The organism is Gordonia araii NBRC 100433 (assembly GCF_000241265.1).
Classification (GTDB): domain Bacteria; phylum Actinomycetota; class Actinomycetes; order Mycobacteriales; family Mycobacteriaceae; genus Gordonia; species Gordonia araii.
Genome location: NZ_BAEE01000064.1, coordinates 95,229 through 115,531 on the forward strand (window position 1 = coordinate 95,229; position 20,303 = coordinate 115,531).

Here is a 20,303-nt window from a genome sequence, read left to right on the forward strand (position 1 = left end):
CGGTGCAGGTGGGGTGCCCACTCGGCGGGGTTGAGGTGCCCACTCGGCGAGCGGGCCAGAATGCTGCCCACCGAGCGCGACTAGCGTCGCACCAGATCGACGAAGTACTCGTGCACCCGCAGGTCGCCGGTGACCTCGGGATGGAACGATGTCGCGACCACCGAGCCTTGCGCCACGGCGACGACCCGCCCGTCCGCGCGCGGATCGGCTGCCGCGCCGGGGGGCACCGTGGCCAGTACGGTCACCCCGTCGCCGACCTCCTCCACCCACGGCGCCCGGATGAAGACCCCGCGCACCGGGGCCGCACCGGGTGCGTCGGTGATTCCCGCGAACTCGAGGTCGGCCTCGAAGGACTCGACCTGACGGCCGAAGGCGTTGCGACGCACGGTGATGTCGAGGGCGTCGAGGTGCCGCGCGTCCGGCCTGGTGTCGAGGATGCGGTTGGCGAGCATGATCATCCCGGCGCAGGATCCGTACGCCGGAAGGCCCTGCGCGAGCGCTTCGCGCAGCGGATCGAAGAGTTCGAAGACGTCGAGAAGCTTCGAGATGGTGGTCGACTCGCCTCCCGGGAGCACGATCCCGTCGAGCCCGTCGAGTTCGGCGGTCCGGCGCACCGGCCGGGGGCGGGCGCCGACCGCGGTGAGTGCCGCGGCGTGTTCGCGCACGTCGCCCTGGACGGCGAGCACACCGATCGTCGGTGCGCTCACGATTCGTCGCCGCGCATGGGGATGCCCTGCACGTCCGGGTCGGAGATGATCCGCGCGAGGCCCTCCTGGGTCACCGCGGCCACCATCCTCCCCTGCTGGTCGAACAACCGCCCCTGGGTGAGCGCGCGGCCGTGGCCGGCCGATGGGGACGTCTGGTCGTAGAGCAGCCACTCGTCGGCGCGGAAGGGGCGCAGGAACCACATGGCGTGGTCGAGTGAAGCCGATTGGACCCGTTCGTCGCGGTGGATAGACGAGGCCGAACCGAGCAGCGTCATGTCGCTCATGTAGGCCAGCACGCAGACGTGCGACACGTGATCGTCGGGGAGCCGATGCCGGTAGCGGAACCAGACCCGCTGTTGCGCTGCGATGTACTCGGACAGCTTCAACTGGTCGCGCGGAACGATCCGGATGTCGAAGTTGTCCCACTCGGCGAAGAGTTTGCGGTCGGATTCGGAGGCTGCCTCGCGCCGGTCCGCCAGATCGTCGGGCCCGACGACCGGCGGCATCCGGTCCTGGTGCTCGATCCCGGCGTCGCTGCCCACGTGGAACGAGGCCGACATCGAGAAGATCGCCTCGCCGTTCTGGACCCCGGTCACGCGCCGGGTGACGAACGACCGTCCGTCGCGGATGCGGTCGACGAGAAAGACCGTCGGCATATCCGGGTTGCCCGGCCGCAGAAAATACCCGTGCAGCGAGTGAACCCCATACTCGGCGGGCACCGTCCTGGTAGCCGACACCAGCGCCTGGCCGGCCACCTGCCCGCCGAAAGTGCGGCGCAGCACGCTCGGGTACGACGGTCCTCGGTAGATGTCGGTCTCGATCTGCTCTACGCGCAAGATCTCGTCGATGGTCGGCATGAATTCGATTATCGCCGATCGCCCAACGTCAACCGGCGGCCTCCCCCACGTTGGGAGGAGACCGCCGGTTGTTCCCCGGGGCGGCTTTCTAGAGTTCTTCGAGCGAAATCAGCTCGTCCTGGACGGCGCGGGCGACCAGTCCGGCTTTGGTCGGTGCCGGCCGGCCCAGGTCCGCGTACTTCGCGCGGATCCGGGTCAGGTGGGTGTTCACCGTGCCCAACGAGATGCCGAGATCCGCCGCGACGGCCGGCTTGGAGTCGAGCAGCAGCCACGTCCGCAGCACCTCGACCTCACGAGCGGTCAGCGAGGGGCGCGGCAGCTCCAGGTCGGCGGACTCGCCCAGGCGGGCGGTTTCGGCCTCGATCACATCGGCCTCGACGGTCTGCGGCCGCTCGAAGATGACGACACCGCCGGGGAGACGGCCGATCGGCCGGGCGGCGAACTCGAGGTCGGCGGTCGCGCGGTGCTGGCCGGGCACGGCCATGCGGCGCGCGGCGAGATTGGCGAGCGCCTCCTGGCGGCGCCGGGCGGATTCGGCCGCGCGGCGGCGTGCGGCCTCTTCGACTCTGCGAGCCTCCTCCTGCGCGCGGTACTGCGGGTTCCACGGGGCGGTTGCAGTCATCGTCAACTCCTGTCTCGTGTGACTCACGAGGTTGTCTCGCGGTGTTGACAATGACCGTATGGCCGATCGGGCAATCGGGAAATGGGGAGAACTACCCATACCGTATGCGCAGGTCAGCGCAATTTAGCTGCCGTCGTGCTGTTGCTTGTTGCGCTCGGCTTCCGCATCGAGCAGCGGCAGGTCGGCCCGGGAGACGATTTGGGAGGCGAGCGCGAACTCGACGAGGCGGGCCCGACGGTTGGTGGCGAGCTTGCCACCGCCCGCACGCATGCCGGGCACACCCATCTGGTCGAGTTTGTCGCAGACGTTGTCGAGCTTGCGGTTGAACTTGGTCAACGACCACCCCAGCCGGGCGGCCGCTTGGGCGGAGGACGGGATCGCGCTCGTCCCACTCCCCTCGCGACGGAGGATCTGTTCGGCCAGGACGACGATCAGCAGGCGCTGGCTCTCGGTCAGCGTCGGCACGCCAACGGTGGTGTCGCCGGTCTGGGTGGCATCGGTGACCGTGGCGGCCGCCTCGCCGGGCGACGCGTGGATCTCGAACTCGTAGGTGGTGGGGCCGGCGGTGAAGACGACGACGCTGCGTCCGAAGACGAGCGGCAGCGTCGCCCCGGGGGCGATCTGCCCGGAGAAGCCGGCCTCGGGGGCGACGACCTTGGCCGAGAGATGCGATCCGACGTTCGACAGGTACCAGAGGTCGCGAGCGCCGCGATGGATCAGCAGAAAACGGCGATGCAGGAAGAGATTGTCGTCGAGGGCGAGGTCGCCTTCCCGCCCGACGGTGAAACGGTCGGTGGGATCGATGTCGAACCGCTCGCCGCAGTATTCGACATACAGGTCGGCCGACGAATCAGGCATCGTCCTGGTCGGCCGGCTCGGCGTCAGAGTCGTCGTCGGTCGCCGCTTCGTCGTCGACCCCGGCTCCCGAGCCGACCCGCACGACGACGACCGTCACGTTGTCGTGGGCTCCGAGCGCGAGCGCCCCCTCCACCAGCGCGTCGGCGGCGTCCTGCGCGCTGTCGGTGTCGGCGAGGATCGCGGCGATCTCGGCGTCGGGCAGCTCGCCGGTGAGACCGTCCGAGCAGAGCATCAGCTGATCACCCGGCTGTGTCTCGAAAGCGAAGTAGTCGGCCCGCGGCGTCACCATCCCGGCGCCCAGGGCCCGCGTGATCACGTTGCGGCGGGGATCGACCCGTGCTTCCTCCGCGGTCATCATCCCGGCATCGACGAATTCCTGGACCTGGGAATGGTCGACTGTCACCTGCTCGAGCACGCCGTCGCGCACACAGTAGGTCCGGGAATCGCCGATGTTGAACACCAGCCAGTGCGGGGCGTCCTCGTGGTTCACCAGCACGGCGCCGGTGGCCGTCGTCCCGGCACGGCGCTCGCTGGAGGTATCGATCTCACTGATCTCGTCCTGCGCCTGAGCGAGCAGGCGGTCGATCTCGTCACGGGTTTCGTCCTGGCCGCCGCCGACGGCGATGTGCGCGAGGACGTCGAGTGCCTTCGCGCTGGCGACCTCGCCGCAGTCGTGCCCGCCCATTCCGTCGGCGAGCAGGAACAGGCCCGGCCGGACCAGTGCCGCATCCTCGTTCGCCTCGCGAACGCTGCCGACGTTGCAGGCCGCCGCCCACTCCAGGCGCAGACTGTCGACGTCGTCGTGGCCGGCGGCCACATCGTCGCGGACGATCCCCGGTGCTCCCACCTGGGGTATCACCAGCCCCGCTCGGCGAGCCGGTGAGGCTGGGGAATGTCGTCGACGTTGATGCCGACCATCGCCTCCCCCAGGCCGCGCGAGACCTTGGCAAGCATTCCGGGGTCGTCGTGGAAAGTGGTCGCCTTCACGATCGCGGCCGCGCGCTGCGCCGGGTTGCCGGACTTGAAGATGCCCGACCCGACGAACACGCCCTCCGCGCCGAGCTGCATCATCATGGCAGCGTCGGCCGGGGTGGCGATGCCGCCCGCGGTGAAGAGGGTCACCGGCAGTTTCCCGGCGCGGGCGACCTCGACGACGAGTTCGTACGGTGCCTGCAGCTCCTTGGCCGCGACGTAGAGCTCGTCCTCAGGCAGCGAGGTCAGCCGGCGGATCTCGTCGCGGATCTTGCGCATGTGGGTGGTCGCGTTGGACACGTCGCCGGTGCCCGCCTCGCCCTTCGAGCGGATCATCGCGGCACCCTCGGTGATCCGCCGCAGCGCCTCGCCGAGGTTGGTGGCACCGCAGACGAACGGCACCGTGAAGGCCCACTTGTCGATGTGGTTGGCGTAGTCGGCCGGCGTGAGCACCTCGGACTCGTCGACGTAGTCGACGCCGAGGCTCTCCAGGATCTGGGCCTCCACGAAATGACCGATCCGAGCCTTGGCCATCACCGGGATGGAGACGGCGCTGATGATCCCGTCGATCATGTCCGGATCGCTCATCCGCGAAACGCCGCCCTGCGCGCGGATATCGGCGGGCACGCGCTCCAGCGCCATCACCGCGACGGCGCCGGCGTCCTCGGCGATCTTCGCCTGCTCCGGGGTGACGACGTCCATGATCACGCCACCCTTGAGCATTTCGGCCATGCCGCGCTTCACGCGCGCGGTGCCGACGTTCTCACTCACTGAATCCCACTCCTGAAAGTTCTTTCTCGCCAGTACCCGACCAGTCTAGGCCAGGCGCAGGTCACCGAGCGGTTCAGGGCGGTCACCCCGGCCACCGCCCGGGCGGACCGTTCAGGCGCTCACGCGCTCGATGATCTCGAAATAGTCCGGTAGCGGCGCCCGGCCGCCGAGCCGCAGCCAGCGTACCGGCCGCCGCAACGCCAGCGTCCGCGTATCGCGCACCGCGTCGTTGTAGAACCTGCGCGCCATCATCACCCTGGTCTGGGCGTCGGCGATCTCGGAGATCAGCTCGGTGGGATGCGGCTCGATCCCCTTGGTGGCCGCGGCCACCTTGCCCAGCAGAATCGACATCTCGTTCTCCGGGTTCTCCCGCTCGGCGAACGGTGCAGCTTCGGCGCGGTCGGCGTCGGCGGCGAGCTCGGCGCCCATCCGCTCCAGGTCGTCCTCGCCACGCGCCCGCAGGGCCGCGGCGATCGCCCGCGCGACAACGGCGCGACGGTCCAGCGTCGCCGTCAGCGCCTGGCGTGCCAGGTCGGTCCGCACGTGCAGCCGGTCGAGCCTATTCGCGACGCGGTAGGCCCACAGCAGAGCCAGCGCGAGCACCGCCCCGGCCACAATCAGCGTGATCGTAAACCACTCCACCGCGTCACTCCTCTCAGTCGGCGAGGACGACCGGACCGGATGCCACCGTGACCGTCTCGTAGACCCGCATGATCTCGTCGGCGACCCGCGACCAGTCGTAGCGCCACGCGTGTTCCGCCCCGATGCGCACCTGCTCGGCGCGCGCTTCGTCGTCCGACAGCAGTTCGATGACGCCGGTTGCCAGATCCTCGGCCGAGCCGACCTCCACGAGCCGCCCGGCGCGTCCGTTGTCCAGGACACGGCGAAACGCGTTGAGATCGCTCGCGATGACGGCCGCACCCGCGGCCATCGCCTCGACCAGCACGATGCCGAAACTCTCGCCGCCGAGATTCGGTGCGCAGTACACGTCCGCCGACCTCAGGGCCCGCGCCTTGGTCGCGTCGTCGACCAGCCCGAGGAAGACCAGGTGATCGGCGAGGTCGCCGGCCCGGCGCCGCAGGGCCGCCTCGTTTCCGCCTCCGACGATCAGCACGGTGACGTCGGGGAACGCCTCGACGATCGCCGGCAGCGCCCGCATCAGGATGTCGACCCCTTTGCGGGGTTCGCCGTAGCGGCCGAGGAACAGGACGGTCCGCCCGGGGCGCGGATACCCGTCGAGCGGCTGGGCCTCCGCGAAGAACGGTACGTCGATGCCGTTCGGAATCTCCACGGCGTCGGAGCCGAGCGACTCCATCTGCCAGCGACGCGCGAGCTCGGAGACGGCGATCTTGCCTTTGATGCGTTCGTGGTAGGGCCGCAACACGCCCTGGAAGATGCTCAGCACCAACGATTTCGTCGTCGACGTGTGGAAGGTCGTGACGATGGGTCCGTCGGCGACCATCAGCGAAAGCATGGAGATCGACGGCGCGTTGGGCTCGTGCACGTGCAAGACGTCGAACCGGCCGGCGGTGAGCCATCTGCGCATCTCGCGGTAGGCGTGCGGCGAGAAGGTGACGCGTGAGACGGACCCGTTGTACGGGATGGCCAGCGCCGAACCGGCGGAGACGACGTAGTCGGGCAGTTCGACGCCGTCGCCGGCCGGCGCGAGGACGCTCACCTCGTGGCCGCGCTCGATGAACACCTGCGCCAGCTCGACGACGTGCGCCTGCACACCGCCCGGGACGTCGAAGGAGTACGGGCACACCATGCCGATTCTCATGCCGTTCCCTCCAGCCGCCGGCGCCGGTCCTCGCTCCAGTCGGCTTCCCACAGCGGTTGCAGCATGTGCCAATCGGCGGGGTGCGCGGCGATGTTGCGCTCGAAGACGGTGGCCAGCGCCTGGGTGGCCGCCGCGACGCCCCCGCTGACGTCGATCTCCTCGCCACACGACGCCTGCGAGTGCGGTTCCTCGAGGAACCAGTGGTGCACCGGTATGAGAGCGGCGCCGGTTTCGATCGCCAGTTTCGCGGGACCGGCGGGCATCCGCGTCCGCTCGCCGAAGAAGGTGACCGGCACACCGTGCCGTGCCAGGTCGCGCTCCCCCAGCAGGCAGACGATCCCGCCGGCGCGCAGGCGTGCGGCCAATTCCCCGAACGGCGGCTGTTCGCCGCCTGACAGGGGAAAGATCTCGAATCCGAGCGATTCGCGGTACTCGACGAAGCGCCGGAACAGCGACTCCGGCTTGAGGCGCTCGGCAACGGTCGACAGCGTGCCGTAGTGCTGCACGAGCCACGCTCCGGCCATATCCCAGTTCCCGGTGTGCGGAAGAGCGAGCACGACGCCGCGGCCGCGGTCGACCGCGGCGTCGAGCCGGCCGCGGTCGGCCTCCGGCAGGAGGAAGTTCTCGGCCACGTCGGCCGGATTCATCGTCGGTAGCCGAAAGGCTTCGCACCAGTAGCGCATGTAGGAGGTCATCGCGTCGACGACGATCTCGTCGGGGACCTGCTCCGGCGTGGTGGCCAGCACCCGGGCGAGGTTGGCGCGCAGTTGATCCGGCCCACCGCCCCGGCGCCCGATGACCGACCCGATCTGGTCGAACAATCCACGGGCGACCGGATCCGGCGCATACCGCAGGGCCGTCCAACCGGCCGCGTAGCCGACGTCGGCAACGCGCTCGATGATGCCCGAGCGCAGTTCGGCGAGGTTGACCACTGTGCTAATCCTCGTCGGCGGCGCGCTCGGTGGCCTCGGCCGGCGCCGTCGGGATCAGGTCGCGGGCTCCCGGCGAGCGCGAGATCGACCACATGCGCTGACCGACGGTGATGACGCTGGCCACCGCGAGCACCCACATCGCGATGTGGATCGCCCACGCCAGGCCCATCCCGGTCAGTCCGGCTCCGACGAGCACGATGACCAGACGGTCGGGACGTTCGATGAGCCCGCCGTCGCCGTTGAGGCCGCTGGCTTCGGCGCGCGCCTTCGCATACGAGATGACCTGGGAGGTCACCAGACAGATCAGCGTGGCGGCGAAGAGCCACCGGTGGGGCTCGGTGACGATGGCCCACCAGGCCAGACCCGCGAAGATCGCCCCGTCGGCGACCCGATCGCAGGTGGCGTCGAGCACCGCGCCCCAGCGGCTGCCGCCACCGCGTGCGCGCGCCATGGCACCGTCGAGCATGTCGAACATGACGAACAGCCAGATGACCAGGGTGCCGACGAACAGGTGGCCCAGCGGGAACAGGGTGAGCGCCGCGGCAACGGTGGCCGCGGTACCGATCAGCGTCATCGCGTCCGGCGTGAGCCCGGTGCGCAACAACGCGCGACCGATCGGCAGCGTCACCTTGGAGACCGCCCCGCGGCCCTTGATGCTCAACACCGGCTGATGCCTCCCCGCAACCGTCGGAAACCCGGCGTGCTGATCATGACAGCTCCTGCCACTTCTCGGCCAACAGACTGCGGGTATCGCGCAACAGCTGAGGCAGCACCTTGGTGTCGCCGACGACGGTGATGAAGTTCACGTCGCCGGTCCAGCGCGGGACGATGTGCTGGTGGATGTGTTCCGAGAGGGAACCGCCCGCCGCCGCGCCCAAGTTCAGCCCGACGTTGAAAGCATCCGGGGACGACACGTCTTTGATGACGCGGATCGTCCGCTGGGTGAAAGCCATGAGTTCGGCCGCTTCCGCATTGGTGAGATCCTCCAGGTCGGCGACCTGCCGATACGGCACGATCATCGTGTGGCCGGGGTTGTACGGGTACAGGTTGAGCACCGCGTACACGGAGTCACCGCGCGCGATGATGAGACCGTCCTCGTCCGACATCCGCGGAATGTCGAGAAACGGGTGTCCGGTCGCGTCGGCCGGACGCGGTTCGGCGGTGATGTAGGACATCCGGTGCGGACTCCACAGTCGCTGCAAATGGTCGCTCATCGGCGTTTCCTGGCCGCCTCGAGGACGACGCTCATCGTCTCCGCGGTGGGCGAGTCGTTGCGACGCGACTCCTCCCACTCGTCGATGGCCACCACGGCGTCGTCGACCGGCACGCCGTTGAGCTGGGTGCCGTCGCGGAAGCGGAAGCTGACCGCGTCGGCCTCCACGTCACGCTCCCCGGCGAGCAGCATGAACGGCACCTTCGCGGTCGTGTGGGTGCGGATCTTCCTCTGCATCCGGTCGTCGGAGTGGTCGACCTCGGCCCGGACGCGACGATTCTTGAGCCGGTTGACCACCGTCTGCAGGTGGGGCGCGAACGTATCGGCGACGGGGATGCCCATCACCTGCACCGGCGCCAGCCACACGGGGAACGCACCGCCGTAGTGCTCGGTGAGAACGCCGAAGAAACGCTCGATCGAGCCGAACAGGGCGCGGTGAATCATCACCGGACGCTGTTTGGTCCCGTCGGGGGCGGTGTAGGAGAGGTCGAACAGTTCCGGCAGGAAAAAGTCCAGCTGGATCGTCGACATCTGCCACGTCCGGCCCAGCGCGTCCTTGACCTGGACGGAGATCTTGGGGCCGTAGAAGGCGGCTCCCCCGGGATCGGGGACGAGTTCCAGACCGGAGGCCTCGGCGACGGTGCGCAGCGTCTCCGTCGCCTCCTCCCAGACTTCCTCGGTGCCGACGTACTTCTCGGGATCCCTGGTCGAAAGCTCCAGGTAGAAGTCGTCGAGCCCATAGTCCTTGAGGAGCTGCAGGACGAAGTTCAGCGTCGTGCCCAGCTCTTCGACCACCTGGTCCTGCGCGCAGTAGATGTGCGCGTCGTCCTGGGTGAAGCCGCGCGCGCGGGTCAGGCCGTGGATGACACCGGACTTCTCGTACCGGTAGACCGAACCGAACTCGAACAGCCGCAGCGGCAACTCCCGGTAGCTGCGCCCGCGCGAATTGAAGATCAGATTGTGCATCGGGCAGTTCATCGGCTTGACGTAGTAGTCCTGGCCGGGTTTGCGCACGGTGCCGTCGTCGTTGTACTCGGCGTCGAGGTGCATCGGCGGGAACATGCCGTCGGCGTACCACTCGAGGTGCTTGGAGGTCTCGAACAGCTGCCCCTTGGTCACATGGGGGGTGTTGACGAACTCGTAGCCGGCGGCGGCGTGCTGTTCGCGCGAGTAGTCCTCCATCTCGCGCCGGATGATGCCGCCCTTCGGGTGAAAGACCGGCAGGCCGGAACCGAGCTCGTCGGGAAAGCTGAACAGGTCCAGTTCGGCGCCCAGCCGTCGGTGGTCGCGCTTCTCCGCCTCGGCGAGCAGATCGAGGTAGTGGTCCATCGCCTCGGTGCTCTCCCAGGCGGTGCCGTAGATGCGCTGCAGATCGGCGTTGTCCTGATTGCCCCGCCAGTACGCCGCGGAGCTGCGGGTCAGCTTGAAGGCCGGGATGTACTTCGTCGTCGGAACGTGGGGTCCGCGACACAGGTCACCCCAAATCCGTTCTCCCGTACGGGGATTCAGGTTGTCGTAGGCGGTCAGCTCGCCGCCGCCGACCTCCATGACCTCCGGGTCGTCGCCGGCACCCTTGTCGTCGACGAGTTCGAGCTTGAACGGCTCGTCGGCGAGTTCGGCCTTTGCCTCGTCGAGCGACGAGTACACCCGCCGCGAGAAGCGCTGGCCGGACTTGATGATCTTGCGCATCGAGCGCTCGAGCGTCGCGAGATCGTCGGGCGTGAACGGCTCGTTGACGTCGAAGTCGTAGTAGAAGCCGTCCTTGATCGGCGGGCCGATGCCCAGCTTGGCGTCGGGGAAATGCTCCTGGACCGCCTGCGCCAGCACGTGGGCGGCCGAGTGCCGGATGACGCTGCGCCCGTCCTCGGTGTCGGCGGCGACCGGCGTGACGTCGGTGTCGATATCCGGCGCCCAGGCGAGGTCGCGCAACTGCCCGTCCGGATCGCGCACCACGACGATGGCCTGCGGTCCCTTGTTGGGGGCGTCGACCTCGCGCAACGCCGCACCGGCGGTCGTCCCAGCCGGCACCCGAATGGTGGCGGGCACGGCGGCATGGGGTTGCGACGACACGGACAGACTCCTCGAGCGTTGGGCCGGATGGCGGCGATGCGACAGTTCGCCCTAGATCGTATCCGTGGTGCGTGGAGGTGAGGCGTGGTGGGCCTCCGATATCCGCTGTGGACTCAGTGGCCCACCCCGGCCGGAGGCCGGCAAGGATGTCACGGTGGTCCCAGCTGGGTTCGAACCAGCGACCTCTCGCGTGTGAGGCGAGCGCTCTTCCGCTGAGCTATGGGACCGCGGGCCCTGCCGCCGGCGAGGCCGCAGAGTGGCCGTGGTGCGCGATACTGGGATTGAACCAGTGACCTCTTCCGTGTCAGGGAAGCGCTCTCCCGCTGAGCTAATCGCGCGAGTCTATGGAATTGATGGTGGAACGCCGAACTGGAGGTGGCGACGGGAATCGAACCCGTGTACACGGCTTTGCAGGCCGTTGCCTCACCACTCGGCCACACCACCATGCGAGGAACTCGCCTCGAGCGGATGACGGGATTCGAACCCGCGACCCTCACCTTGGCAAGGTGATGCGCTACCAGCTGCGCTACATCCGCATTCTCGCCCCGCTCTCACTCGGTTTCCCTCGTGCTTGCGGTGCGAGTGGAAACACTAGCCGACCATCGGAGCCATTGCCAAATCAGCAGGTCAAAGGAGCGCAAACAAATCACATCGATCGGATTCACGACGGTGCCGCTGGCGCCCGACGAGGTGGGCGTCCACTCGTCATCGAGGGCACCGGTACAAATGGAGTCATGTCCGTCGTCGAAGGGGTTACCGACCCGGCACTGGCCGACGATGTCGCGGCGGTAGCGGCCGCGACCTTCCCGCTGGCCTGTCCCCCGCATTCGGCGCCCGCCGATATCGCCGCCTACATCGACGCTCACCTCTCGGCGACGCGCTTCGCGGCGCACATCGCCGATCCCGAGTCCGACGTGCTCGTCGCACGCCCGCACGCCGGCGGCGCGATTGTCGGCTACAGCCTCGTCCACCACCGGCCACCGGCGGATACGGCAGTCGCCGCACTGCTCCCGGACGGTCCGTCGTCGGAGATCTCCAAGGTCTACGTACTGCCCGACCACCACGCACACCGCCTACGACGCGACGACCCGCCGGCAGCCGCGCTCATCGCGGCTGCGGTCGGCACGGCCGCCGAACGGCACAGCGAGATCGTCTGGCTGGGCGTGAACCAGGAGAACGCCCGCGCCCAGCGCTTCTACGAGAAGGCCGGCTTCCTCCGGGTGGGAACCAAGACCTTCGACCTCAACGGCCGGACGGAGCACGACTTCGTGCTCGTCAAGCGGTTGCGCGGTTGATCGCCGCCGTCAGGCCGCGTTGGCCTCGGCGAAGCGTGACAGTGCCAGTAGTCGCGACGTCGCGCGCAGGTACTTCTTGCGGTAACCCCCGTTGAGCATCTCCTCGGTGAAGATCTCGTCGAGTTTGCAGCCGGAGGTCGTCAGCGGGATCCCGGCGTCGTAGAGCCGGTCGGCCAGCACCACCAGGCGCAGGGCCACCGACTGATCGGTCGCCGGAGACACGTCCGAGACGCAGACGAGGGAGACACCGTCGACGAGTGCTTTGTACTTCGACGGGTGCAGCGTGCTCAGGTGCTCGCACAGGGCGGTGAAATCGTCGAGGCTGGCCGTCGGCGTCGATTCGGCCAGCTCCGTGAGAGCCTCGTCCGAGCGCGGCTCGGGTGCGGGCGGAAGATCGCGGTGCCGGTAGTCCGGGCCGTCGACGCGCACCGATTCGAAGATCGAGGAGAGCTTGCGAATTTCGCGCAGGAAGTCCTGGGCCGCGAAACGGCCCTCGCCGAGCTGGCCGGGCAGCGTGTTGGACGTGGTGGCGATCGAGACGCCCTTCGCACTCAACTCGGTCAGCAGGCGGGAAACGAGCATCGTGTCGCCCGGGTCGTCGAGCTCGAACTCGTCGATGCAGATCACCGTGTGCTCGCCGAGTCGCTCGACGGTGTTGATGAAGCCCAGCGCGCCGACCAGCTGGGTGAGTTCGACGAAGGTCGCGAACGCTTTCGGCCCCGGCATGGCGTGATAGATCGACGCCAGCAGGTGGGTCTTGCCGACGCCGAACCCGCCGTCGAGGTAGAGCCCGATGCCCTGGCCGGCTCCGTTCTTTCGGGCGAACAGGCCCCGCTTGCCGCCGCGCACCTTGCGGGCCCGCTCCACGAAATCCCGCGCCTTGGCGAGCGCCGCGGCCTGGCTGGGCTCGTCCGGGCTGGGGATGTACGTGTCGAAGCTGACGTCGTCGAACGTCGACGGCGGAACCATCTCGGCGATCAGGGTCTCCGGTGCGACGATCGGGTTGCGATCACATAAATGCAGCGTCATGACCATCGCAGCCTAACCGGCCGGGCCACAATGGTGTGGTGCAGATTCTCCGCAAAGCGAGCCAAGTCACATCCGACGACCTGACCGCGTTGTACGCCTATCCCGGCACCGCGCCCTACGTGCGGGCGAACATGATCGCGAGCATCGACGGCGCCGCGGGGCTGCAGGGCCGATCGGGCGATCTAGCCGCAGACGGGGACAAGACGATCTTCGGCGTCCTGCGGTCGCTCGCCGACGTGGTCGTCGTGGGCGCCCATACCGCCGTCACCGAAGGCTATCGGCAGCCCGACGGCCCGGCCCTCATGATCGCGTCCCGGTCTCTCGATCTCCCCGACGGCTACCCGCCGCTGGCCGATCCCCGGACGATCGTGCTGACCTGTACCGCCGCGCCCGCGGACCGCCGGGCGGCCCTGACCGCCGCCGGCGCGACCGTCGTCGATTGCGGTGCCGACGCCGTCGAGCCCGAACGCGTCGTCGCCGAATGCGCTGTTCGCGGCTGGCCCCGCATCCTGCTGGAGGGTGGACCGCGGCTTCTCGGATCGTTTCTCGCCGCCGATGCGCTCGACGAGTTGTGTCTGTCCACCAGCCCGGTGATCCTCGGCGGCTCGGCTGCTCGGCCGGTCGACCTCGACGAGGAACGTGCACACGCCTTCCGGTGCGAACTCCTGCTCACCGATGACGACGGATACCTCTATGCGCGCTGGACCCGATCGCTCGACCGAACGCGCGACGCGCACGACGACGACTACCCAACGCCCGACTAGTCTCGGTTTCATGCATTCGCACGGCACGCACATGGGCACCGCTGCCCGGCTTTTGCTCATCCCGTTCGCCGGCATGCTGGCGGCCGGTTGCGCCATCGGACCCAACACCGGGCCGGGCGTGGTGCGCGACGGCGGCTCGAAGGGGATTCCGACCAGCGAATCCGCGAAGCCGGAGGTTCCCGCGCTCGGCGGCGTCAAATCGGATCTCGACTGGCGCGACTGCCCGCCCGCCACGACCGCGCAGTACGGCGTTCGGCCCGACGCCGCGATCAAGGTGCAGTGCGCGACCATGGTCAACCGGGCCAATCCGGCGACGCCCGGCGGCGACCGGGTCACCGTTCCCCTGATGCGCGTCAGTCGCGCCGACACGCCGCCCGGAGCCGCTCCCCTGGTCACGGTGACCGGTGCCGACCTGCCTGCCGGCCAGTTCGCCCTCGCCCTGGCGAACGGACCGTCGGGCAAGGCGCTGCTGAGCAAGCACGCGATCGTCGCCGTCGAGCAACGGGGACTGGCCGACATCGACTGCATGACACGAGCCGACCGAACCGTCATCGCCGACAACGGCCTCGTCGGCCGCGACTCCGATCCCGTCGAGCGGGTCGACCGCGTCGCGCGGGCGGCTCGCAGCGCGGCCGACTCCTGCAACGACACGCTCGACGACAACTCGCTGGCCTTCACCTACGCGCTGGCCGCCACCGATATCGAGGCGCTGCGAACGAAATGGGGCGTGGAGAAGGTCGCCGTTCTCGGCGCCGGGAGCGGTGCGGAGGTCGCGCTGTCCTACGCCGCGCAGTACGCCAACCGCGTCGGGCGGATCATCGTCGATTCCCCCACGCCGTTCGCCGGTACCGCCAAAGAGCGGGCGACCACCCGCGTCCGCGGCGTCGAGCAGGCGCTGGAGACCTTCACGCGCCGCTGCACCACCAATCCCGCCTGCCGCGGCCGGGAGGCCGATCCCGGTGCGGTCCTGGCGTCGGTGCTGCGCAAGGCCTCCGCGGGCGCGCTCAGCGGCATCAACGACGCTGAGCTGACCCAGACGGTGATGATCGAGATCGGACTCGCGACCGACCCGTCCCGGAGCCGGGAACTCATCGCGGCCCTGGCGGCCGCCGACAAGGGAAACACCGGCGCGCTGGCGGCGATGGTGCGCCGCAACAGCGCGGTGCAGAACTCGGACGGCATGCAGGTGAGCCGCTGCAACAACGTCACGGGCACGGCCGGACTCAACGAGATCGAAGGCCTGGTCGACTCCTGGCCGAAGCAGTATCCGCTGACCGGCCAGACGGCGGCCATCTCGTTGGCGCGCTGCAGCGGCTGGAGCACGGCGTCACCGGTGTCGGCGCCCACCGGGTTCGCGGTGGCGCCGCTCGTGTTCGGCACGGGGGCCGATCCGGTCAACGGCAGCGACCCGGCGGCGTTGAACAAGCTGTTCCTCGAAGCGCGGACCTCCCCCACAACGGTCAGTTGGGACGGCGTCGGCTACTCGGTCCTAGCGCACAGCGATTGCGCGGCCGACCTCGTCAACGACTACCTGGATCCGGAAGCCCTGAGCGGTGACCGAACCCGGGCCTGCCCTGCGGGTTAGCACGACCGCATGTAGTACGGTTCGCTCGTGACGATTGCAGACCGTTACCTATTCCCGCGCATCTCCACCGAACAGATCGTCAAGGCGATCCTGTGGCCGGTCAACATCATGATGATCTTCCACCGCAGCGTGGTGTTGGCCATCAACGGTGACCGCACCGACGATTTCAAGCCCGTCTACGCCGCGGCTTTGCGCTTCGTCCGGGGTGACACGGTGTACGGGGAGAGCTACCTCACGGTGGAACCCCACTACCTCTACCCGCCGTCGGGCACCCTGCTGATGTCGCCGATCGCCTATATCGACGAAGAACGCTCGCGCTGGATCTTCATCGTTCTGTCGGTGATCGCACTGCTCGTGTCGGCGTACCTGCTGACCCGTCTGTTCGGCTATGCCGCGTCTTCCTGGGTGTTTCCGACGGTCATTTTCTTCTTCTTCATCAGCGAGTCGGTGATCAACACCCTCGTCTACACGAACTTCAACTCGTTCGTCCTGCTGAGCCTGGTGGTCTTCCTCTGGTTGCTGCACCGGAACCGGCCGTGGCTGGCGGGCATCGCGATCGGGCTGACGATCGCGGTCAAACCGGTGCTGCTGCCGGTCCTGCTGCTGCCACTGCTCAAGAAGGGCATGTGGCGGGCACTCGTCCCGGCGCTGGGCCTTCCGCTGCTGCTCAACGTCGTCGCGTGGCGGATGATCGTCGACACCGACAACTTCATGGAGAACACGTTCCCGTACCTGCGGGAGACGCGCGACTACTACAACAGCTCGATCAGCGGTCTCGGCACCTTCTACGGACTGGAGCCCTGGCTCATTCTCGCGTTGCGCGTGATGTTCGTCGGGATGGCGGCGTTCGGCGTCTGGTTCCTGTGGCGCTACTACCGCGACTCCGACGAGGTGCTGTGGCTCTCGGCGTCCTCCGGCATCCTGCTCACGACCTCCTTCCTGGTCGGTCCGCTCGGCCAGGGCTACTACTCGATGCTGTTGTTCCCGCTGGTGCTGACGGTGATCCGGCCGGGCTCGCCGATGCGCAACTGGCCGGCCTGGCTGGGTGTCTACGGCTGCATGACCTTCGACATCTACTACACGATCCGCAATCCGAACCTCGAGCATCTGCCTCTCGGCTGGGAGGGATTCGGCCGCAACATGGAATACCTCACCGTGACCTGGGGCTGGTCGCTGCTGATGATCGCGGTGTTCTTCTCCCTGCTGTGGCGCTATCTCGACCTGCGCGCCGCCCAGCGCGAACCGGCCTTGCCGCGGTCAACCGTGGCTACTGTGGAAGCGTGACCGACGACAACACCGATTTCTCCGAGCTCACCGACGAGGAGTGGGCGCAGCGGCTCACGCCGCCGGAGTTCCGCGTGCTGCGCCGCGCGGGCACCGAAGCGCCTTTCGTCGGCGAGTACACCGATACGAAGACGACGGGCGTGTACCGCTGTCGGGCCTGCGGCGCCGAGCTGTTCCGCAGCGACGCCAAGTTCGACTCGCATTGCGGCTGGCCGTCGTTCTTCTCACCTTTGGCCGGCGAGAAGATCATCGAGCGCCGCGACACGTCGGCAGGTATGGTCCGCACCGAGGTGCTGTGCGCGAACTGCCACAGCCACCTGGGCCACGTCTTCGCGGGCGAGGGGTACGACACCCCGACCGATCTGCGCTACTGCATCAACTCGATCAGCCTCACGCTCGAACCCGACGAGTAGCGGCGTCAGGGCAGTCGCGCGACGAGCGCGGCCGGTTCGACGCGCGGGCCGGTGAAGAACGGGATCTCGACGCGCACGTGCCGGCGCGCTTCGGTCGCCCGCAAGTCGCGCATCAGGTCGACGATGCGGTGCAGCTCCGGCGCCTCGAAGGCGAGGATCCACTCGTAGTCGCCCAGCGCGAACGCCGGGACCGTGTTTGCGCGCACATCCTTGTAGCCGCGCGCGGCCTTGCCGTGATCGGCGAGCATCGTGCGCCGTTCCTCATCCGGCAGCAGGTACCAGTCGAGAGACCGGACGAACGGGTACACGCACACGTAGGCACCCGGGTCCTCGCCCGCGAGGAAAGCGGGGATGTGGCTCTTGTTGAACTCGGCCGGTCGATGCAGTGCGGCCGCGCTCCAAAAGGCGTCGCTGCCGCGTCCGAGCGCCGTCTCGCGGCGGAACCGCTGGTAGGCGGCCTGGAGTTCTTCGATCGTCTCCGCGTGCCACCAAATCATGAAATCCGAGTCGCCGCGCATCCCGGCGACGTCGTAGACGCCGCGCACTACGAGGCCGTCGCGCTGGATCTCGTCGAGGAAGGCGCCGAACTCCGCCGCCGCGGCGTCGCGGTCGGACAGTTCTCCCGGTCGCACGGTGAACACCGAGAACATCAGATAGCGGACGGTGGCGTTGAGTTCCTCGTAGTTCAAGCGTGCCATGGCTCCAAACCTACCGCGCCGCGATTCGCGCATCGACGGCGGCAGCCGCCGACCGCGCCTGGGCGATGCACGCCGGAACGCCGACCCCGTTGTAGGCCGACCCGGCGACGACGATCCCCGGCGGCAGCCCGTCGATCACGGCGCGGGCGCGTGCTTGGTGGCCGGGCGCATAGCAGGGCAGGCCGCCCGGCCAGTGCTGGACGGCGGCATCGATGAGTCGTTCGCCGATCTCTTCACCGCACACCTGGCCGACGGCTGCGACGGCCGCGGTCACCAACTCCTCATCTGAGGCGATTACCGGCTCGCCGAGCCGTCCGAAGGACACGCGCATTCTCAGCGCGGCGGAGTCTCGGTAGTGGGGCCACTTGCGCGAGCTGAGGGTGATGGCCTTCGCGGGGTTGGCGCACACGCCACGGGCCAGCTCGTCGCCGGTGGCAGCGAGCACACCGGAGAGGTCGGGCACCGGTACGGAAGCATCGACGGCGAGCGCCACCACGGCCGACGAGGCGGTCTCGATCTGCGCCAACGACTCCGCACTGGCCGGCGCGATCTGCTCGAGCTGCGTCGCGGCCACCGGTGCGGGTGTCGCCACCACGACCGCGTCGTAGGTCTCGGCGCCGACCGCCCAGACGCCGGCGATGCGGGCGATCGGTCCCACCGGTGTGTTCAGGTTGAGGGTGGGCGCGCCCGATTCGACGAGTGCGGCCACAAGACGGCCGTAGCCCCCGCGCAGCGCGCCGAACACCGGAGGTTGTTCGGCGCCCGCCGGCGGCAGCAGCGCCTCGACCGCCGCGGTGAGACTGGGCGCCCCGTCGTCGAGCCGCGCGGCCAGCGCCGGCATCGCCGCGCGCACGCCGGTGTCGGCCGCCAAGCACGCGTACACGCCGCCGATCATCGGATCGACGCTGCGGGCGACGACTGACGGCCCGAATCGATCGGCCACCAACTCCCCCAGCGAACAATCGCTCCCCCGGGTCCAGTGCAGTGGACGGGTCGGCTCGGATTCCATCCGCGCGACATCGGCATCGTCGGCAAGACCGCGCACCGCCTCCGCCGAGGCCGGGATCCCCATCCACGCCGGCGCGGGCAGCCGATGACGACGTCCTCCCGCCCACACCGCGGGCCGGGCCCCGGTCGGAACGACCAGCTCGTCGGCCAGGCCCAGTTCGACCACGAGGTCATGCGCTTCGGGTCGGCGGAGCACGAACGCTTCGGCGCCCACATCGGTCGTGCGGCCCGCCACGTCGACCCCGTGCAGCAGGCCGCCGACACGGTCGGCGCTGTCGTACAGGTCGATTGCCGAGTCGGCCCCCAGCAGGCGCCGAAGATCGTGCGCCGCGACCAGCCCCGACAGACCGGCGCCGACGATCGCGACCCGGCTCACGCCGAATGCACCAGCTCGACGGTTCGGGTGATCGCGTCCGGATCGGTGTCGGGCAGGACACCGTGCCCGAGGTTGAAGATGTGACCGCGCGCCCCGGCCGCGACCGCGCGGTCCGCGTCGGCGATCACCCGTGCGACGTGTTCGGCGATCACGTCGTCGCCGGCGAACAGCACCGTAGGGTCGAGATTGCCCTGCAAGGCCTTGTCGGGTCCGATCCGTCGAGCCGCTTCGTCCAGCGGGACGCGCCAGTCGACGCCGACCACGTCGGCACCGACCTGAGCCATCGGCACCAGCAGCTCGCCCGTCCCGACGCCGAAGTGGATACGCGGCACGTCGAAGTCGGCGACCTCGGCGAAAACGCGCGTGCTGTGCGGTGCGACGAAAGTCTCGTAATCCCGTCGGGAGAGCATGCCGGCCCACGAGTCGAACAACTGGATGGCCTGCGCGCCCGCTTCGAGCTGAACGCGGAGGAAGGTGACGGTGATGTCGACGAGACGTGCCATCAGCGCATGCCAGAGCTCCGGGTTGCCGTACATCATCGCCTTGGTGTGCGCGTAGTGCCGGCTCGGCCCGCCCTCGATGAGGTAGGACGCCAGCGTGAACGGCGCACCGGCGAAGCCGATGAGCGCGGTCGGCGTCGGATCGAGTTCCGCCCGCAGCAGCGACACCGCACGCCCGATCGCGCCGACCGCGTCCGGGTCGAGCCGGTTGACGGCCTCGACGTCGGCCACGGTGCGCACGGGAGTCGCGATCACCGGGCCGGTGCCCGCGACGATGTCCAGGTCGATACCGGCGGCCTTGAGCGGCACCACGATGTCGGAGAAGAGAATGGCGCCGTCGGTATCGTGACGGCGCACCGGCTGCAGCGTGATCTCGCAGACCATCGCCGGGTCGAAACACGATTCCAGCATGCCGCGGTCGGCGCGCAGCGCCCGGTATTCGGGCAGCGACCGGCCCGCCTGACGCATGAACCACACCGGCCGGCGATCCGGCCGTTGGCCGGCAGCGGCCGCCAGTAAGGGTTTGAGACTCACGGCGACCACTGTGCCACAACTCGATCGGATTCCCT

Annotated in this window: 21 protein-coding genes and 4 tRNA genes; 5 read left to right on the forward strand and 20 right to left on the reverse strand. The window is 68.7% G+C overall.

Features of this window, described 5'->3' with window-relative positions:
• Positions 1–80: 80 nt before the first annotated feature.
• From pdxT to GOARA_RS14620, 16 genes are all read right to left on the reverse strand, one after another.
• Positions 81–707, reverse strand: a complete 627-nt coding sequence (gene pdxT / locus GOARA_RS14545) for a pyridoxal 5'-phosphate synthase glutaminase subunit PdxT (protein ID WP_007323167.1) — start codon at positions 705–707, stop codon at positions 81–83.
• Entirely contained in the window at positions 704–1,564 is an 861-nt protein-coding gene (locus tag GOARA_RS14550) for an acyl-CoA thioesterase (protein ID WP_007323168.1), read from the reverse strand. Before GOARA_RS14550 ends, pdxT begins: the two co-directional genes overlap by 4 nt.
• An 88-nt stretch (positions 1,565–1,652) precedes the next feature.
• Positions 1,653–2,186: a helix-turn-helix transcriptional regulator gene (locus GOARA_RS14555; RefSeq protein WP_007323169.1), complete on the reverse strand. Its 534-nt coding sequence runs from the start codon at positions 2,184–2,186 to the stop codon at positions 1,653–1,655.
• Positions 2,187–2,309: 123 nt separating this feature from the next.
• Positions 2,310–3,044, reverse strand: coding sequence for a hypothetical protein (locus GOARA_RS14560; protein WP_007323170.1), 735 nt, complete (start codon positions 3,042–3,044; stop codon positions 2,310–2,312).
• Complete coding sequence (locus GOARA_RS14565; RefSeq protein ID WP_007323171.1) at positions 3,037–3,891, reverse strand: PP2C family protein-serine/threonine phosphatase; 855 nt, start codon at positions 3,889–3,891, stop codon at positions 3,037–3,039. Before GOARA_RS14565 ends, GOARA_RS14560 begins: the two co-directional genes overlap by 8 nt.
• Before the next feature lie 8 nt (positions 3,892–3,899).
• Positions 3,900–4,787, reverse strand: coding sequence for a pyridoxal 5'-phosphate synthase lyase subunit PdxS (pdxS, locus tag GOARA_RS14570; RefSeq protein ID WP_007323172.1), 888 nt, complete (start codon positions 4,785–4,787; stop codon positions 3,900–3,902).
• 111 nt (positions 4,788–4,898) lie between these two features.
• The gene (locus GOARA_RS14575) at positions 4,899–5,429 is read right to left on the reverse strand and encodes a LemA family protein (protein WP_007323173.1); all 531 of its coding nucleotides are present in this window, start codon (positions 5,427–5,429) and stop codon (positions 4,899–4,901) included.
• 13 nt (positions 5,430–5,442) lie between these two features.
• Positions 5,443–6,567, reverse strand: coding sequence for a glycosyltransferase family 4 protein (locus GOARA_RS14580; RefSeq protein ID WP_007323174.1), 1,125 nt, complete (start codon positions 6,565–6,567; stop codon positions 5,443–5,445).
• Positions 6,564–7,499 (reverse strand): phosphatidylinositol mannoside acyltransferase, encoded by a 936-nt coding sequence (locus GOARA_RS14585; protein ID WP_007323175.1) that lies wholly within the window; start codon positions 7,497–7,499, stop codon positions 6,564–6,566. Before GOARA_RS14585 ends, GOARA_RS14580 begins: the two co-directional genes overlap by 4 nt.
• Before the next feature lie 4 nt (positions 7,500–7,503).
• A complete protein-coding gene (gene pgsA / locus GOARA_RS14590) occupies positions 7,504–8,163 on the reverse strand; it encodes a phosphatidylinositol phosphate synthase (RefSeq protein ID WP_007323176.1) in 660 nt (219 codons plus the stop codon).
• Positions 8,164–8,206: 43 nt separating this feature from the next.
• On the reverse strand, positions 8,207–8,713 hold the full coding sequence (locus tag GOARA_RS14595) for an ATP adenylyltransferase (RefSeq protein ID WP_007323177.1): 507 nt from the start codon (positions 8,711–8,713) through the stop codon (positions 8,207–8,209).
• Positions 8,710–10,782, reverse strand: coding sequence for a threonine--tRNA ligase (gene thrS / locus GOARA_RS14600; RefSeq protein WP_007323178.1), 2,073 nt, complete (start codon positions 10,780–10,782; stop codon positions 8,710–8,712). Before thrS ends, GOARA_RS14595 begins: the two co-directional genes overlap by 4 nt.
• A 155-nt stretch (positions 10,783–10,937) precedes the next feature.
• Positions 10,938–11,009: transfer RNA gene (locus GOARA_RS14605), tRNA-Val, on the reverse strand.
• 36 nt (positions 11,010–11,045) lie between these two features.
• Positions 11,046–11,120: transfer RNA gene (locus GOARA_RS14610), tRNA-Val, on the reverse strand.
• A gap of 32 nt (positions 11,121–11,152) precedes the next feature.
• Positions 11,153–11,226: transfer RNA gene (locus tag GOARA_RS14615), tRNA-Cys, on the reverse strand.
• A 19-nt stretch (positions 11,227–11,245) separates the two neighbouring features.
• Positions 11,246–11,318: transfer RNA gene (locus GOARA_RS14620), tRNA-Gly, on the reverse strand.
• Positions 11,319–11,516: 198 nt separating this feature from the next.
• Between GOARA_RS14620 and GOARA_RS14625 the strand changes: the two genes are divergently transcribed.
• Positions 11,517–12,077, forward strand: a complete 561-nt coding sequence (locus GOARA_RS14625; RefSeq protein ID WP_007323180.1) for a GNAT family N-acetyltransferase — start codon at positions 11,517–11,519, stop codon at positions 12,075–12,077.
• Positions 12,078–12,086: 9 nt separating this feature from the next.
• Here GOARA_RS14625 and zapE read toward each other — a convergent pair whose 3' ends face one another.
• Positions 12,087–13,106 (reverse strand): cell division protein ZapE, encoded by a 1,020-nt coding sequence (gene zapE / locus GOARA_RS14630; RefSeq protein ID WP_040523540.1) that lies wholly within the window; start codon positions 13,104–13,106, stop codon positions 12,087–12,089.
• Between the two features lie 38 nt (positions 13,107–13,144).
• Here zapE and GOARA_RS14635 point away from each other — a divergent pair, with 38 nt between their 5' ends.
• The 4 genes from GOARA_RS14635 to msrB are packed head-to-tail and all read left to right on the forward strand — an operon-like array spanning position 13,145 to position 17,152.
• Positions 13,145–13,870, forward strand: a complete 726-nt coding sequence (locus tag GOARA_RS14635) for a dihydrofolate reductase family protein (protein WP_007323182.1) — start codon at positions 13,145–13,147, stop codon at positions 13,868–13,870.
• A 10-nt stretch (positions 13,871–13,880) separates the two neighbouring features.
• Complete coding sequence (locus tag GOARA_RS14640) at positions 13,881–15,455, forward strand: alpha/beta hydrolase (RefSeq protein WP_007323183.1); 1,575 nt, start codon at positions 13,881–13,883, stop codon at positions 15,453–15,455.
• Between the two features lie 27 nt (positions 15,456–15,482).
• Entirely contained in the window at positions 15,483–16,739 is a 1,257-nt protein-coding gene (locus tag GOARA_RS14645; RefSeq protein ID WP_007323184.1) for a glycosyltransferase family 87 protein, read from the forward strand.
• Positions 16,736–17,152 (forward strand): peptide-methionine (R)-S-oxide reductase MsrB, encoded by a 417-nt coding sequence (gene msrB / locus GOARA_RS14650; protein ID WP_007323185.1) that lies wholly within the window; start codon positions 16,736–16,738, stop codon positions 17,150–17,152. Before GOARA_RS14645 ends, msrB begins: the two co-directional genes overlap by 4 nt.
• A gap of 5 nt (positions 17,153–17,157) precedes the next feature.
• Here the strand turns inward: msrB and hemQ are convergent, their stop codons facing one another.
• The 3 genes from hemQ to hemE are packed head-to-tail and all read right to left on the reverse strand — an operon-like array spanning position 17,158 to position 20,277.
• The gene (gene hemQ / locus GOARA_RS14655; RefSeq protein WP_007323186.1) at positions 17,158–17,850 is read right to left on the reverse strand and encodes a hydrogen peroxide-dependent heme synthase; all 693 of its coding nucleotides are present in this window, start codon (positions 17,848–17,850) and stop codon (positions 17,158–17,160) included.
• A gap of 10 nt (positions 17,851–17,860) precedes the next feature.
• On the reverse strand, positions 17,861–19,234 hold the full coding sequence (locus tag GOARA_RS14660; protein WP_007323187.1) for an FAD-dependent oxidoreductase: 1,374 nt from the start codon (positions 19,232–19,234) through the stop codon (positions 17,861–17,863).
• Complete coding sequence (gene hemE, locus GOARA_RS14665; protein ID WP_007323188.1) at positions 19,231–20,277, reverse strand: uroporphyrinogen decarboxylase; 1,047 nt, start codon at positions 20,275–20,277, stop codon at positions 19,231–19,233. The genes GOARA_RS14660 and hemE overlap by 4 nt, the downstream gene beginning before the upstream one ends.
• Between the last annotated feature and the right edge of the window lie 26 nt (positions 20,278–20,303).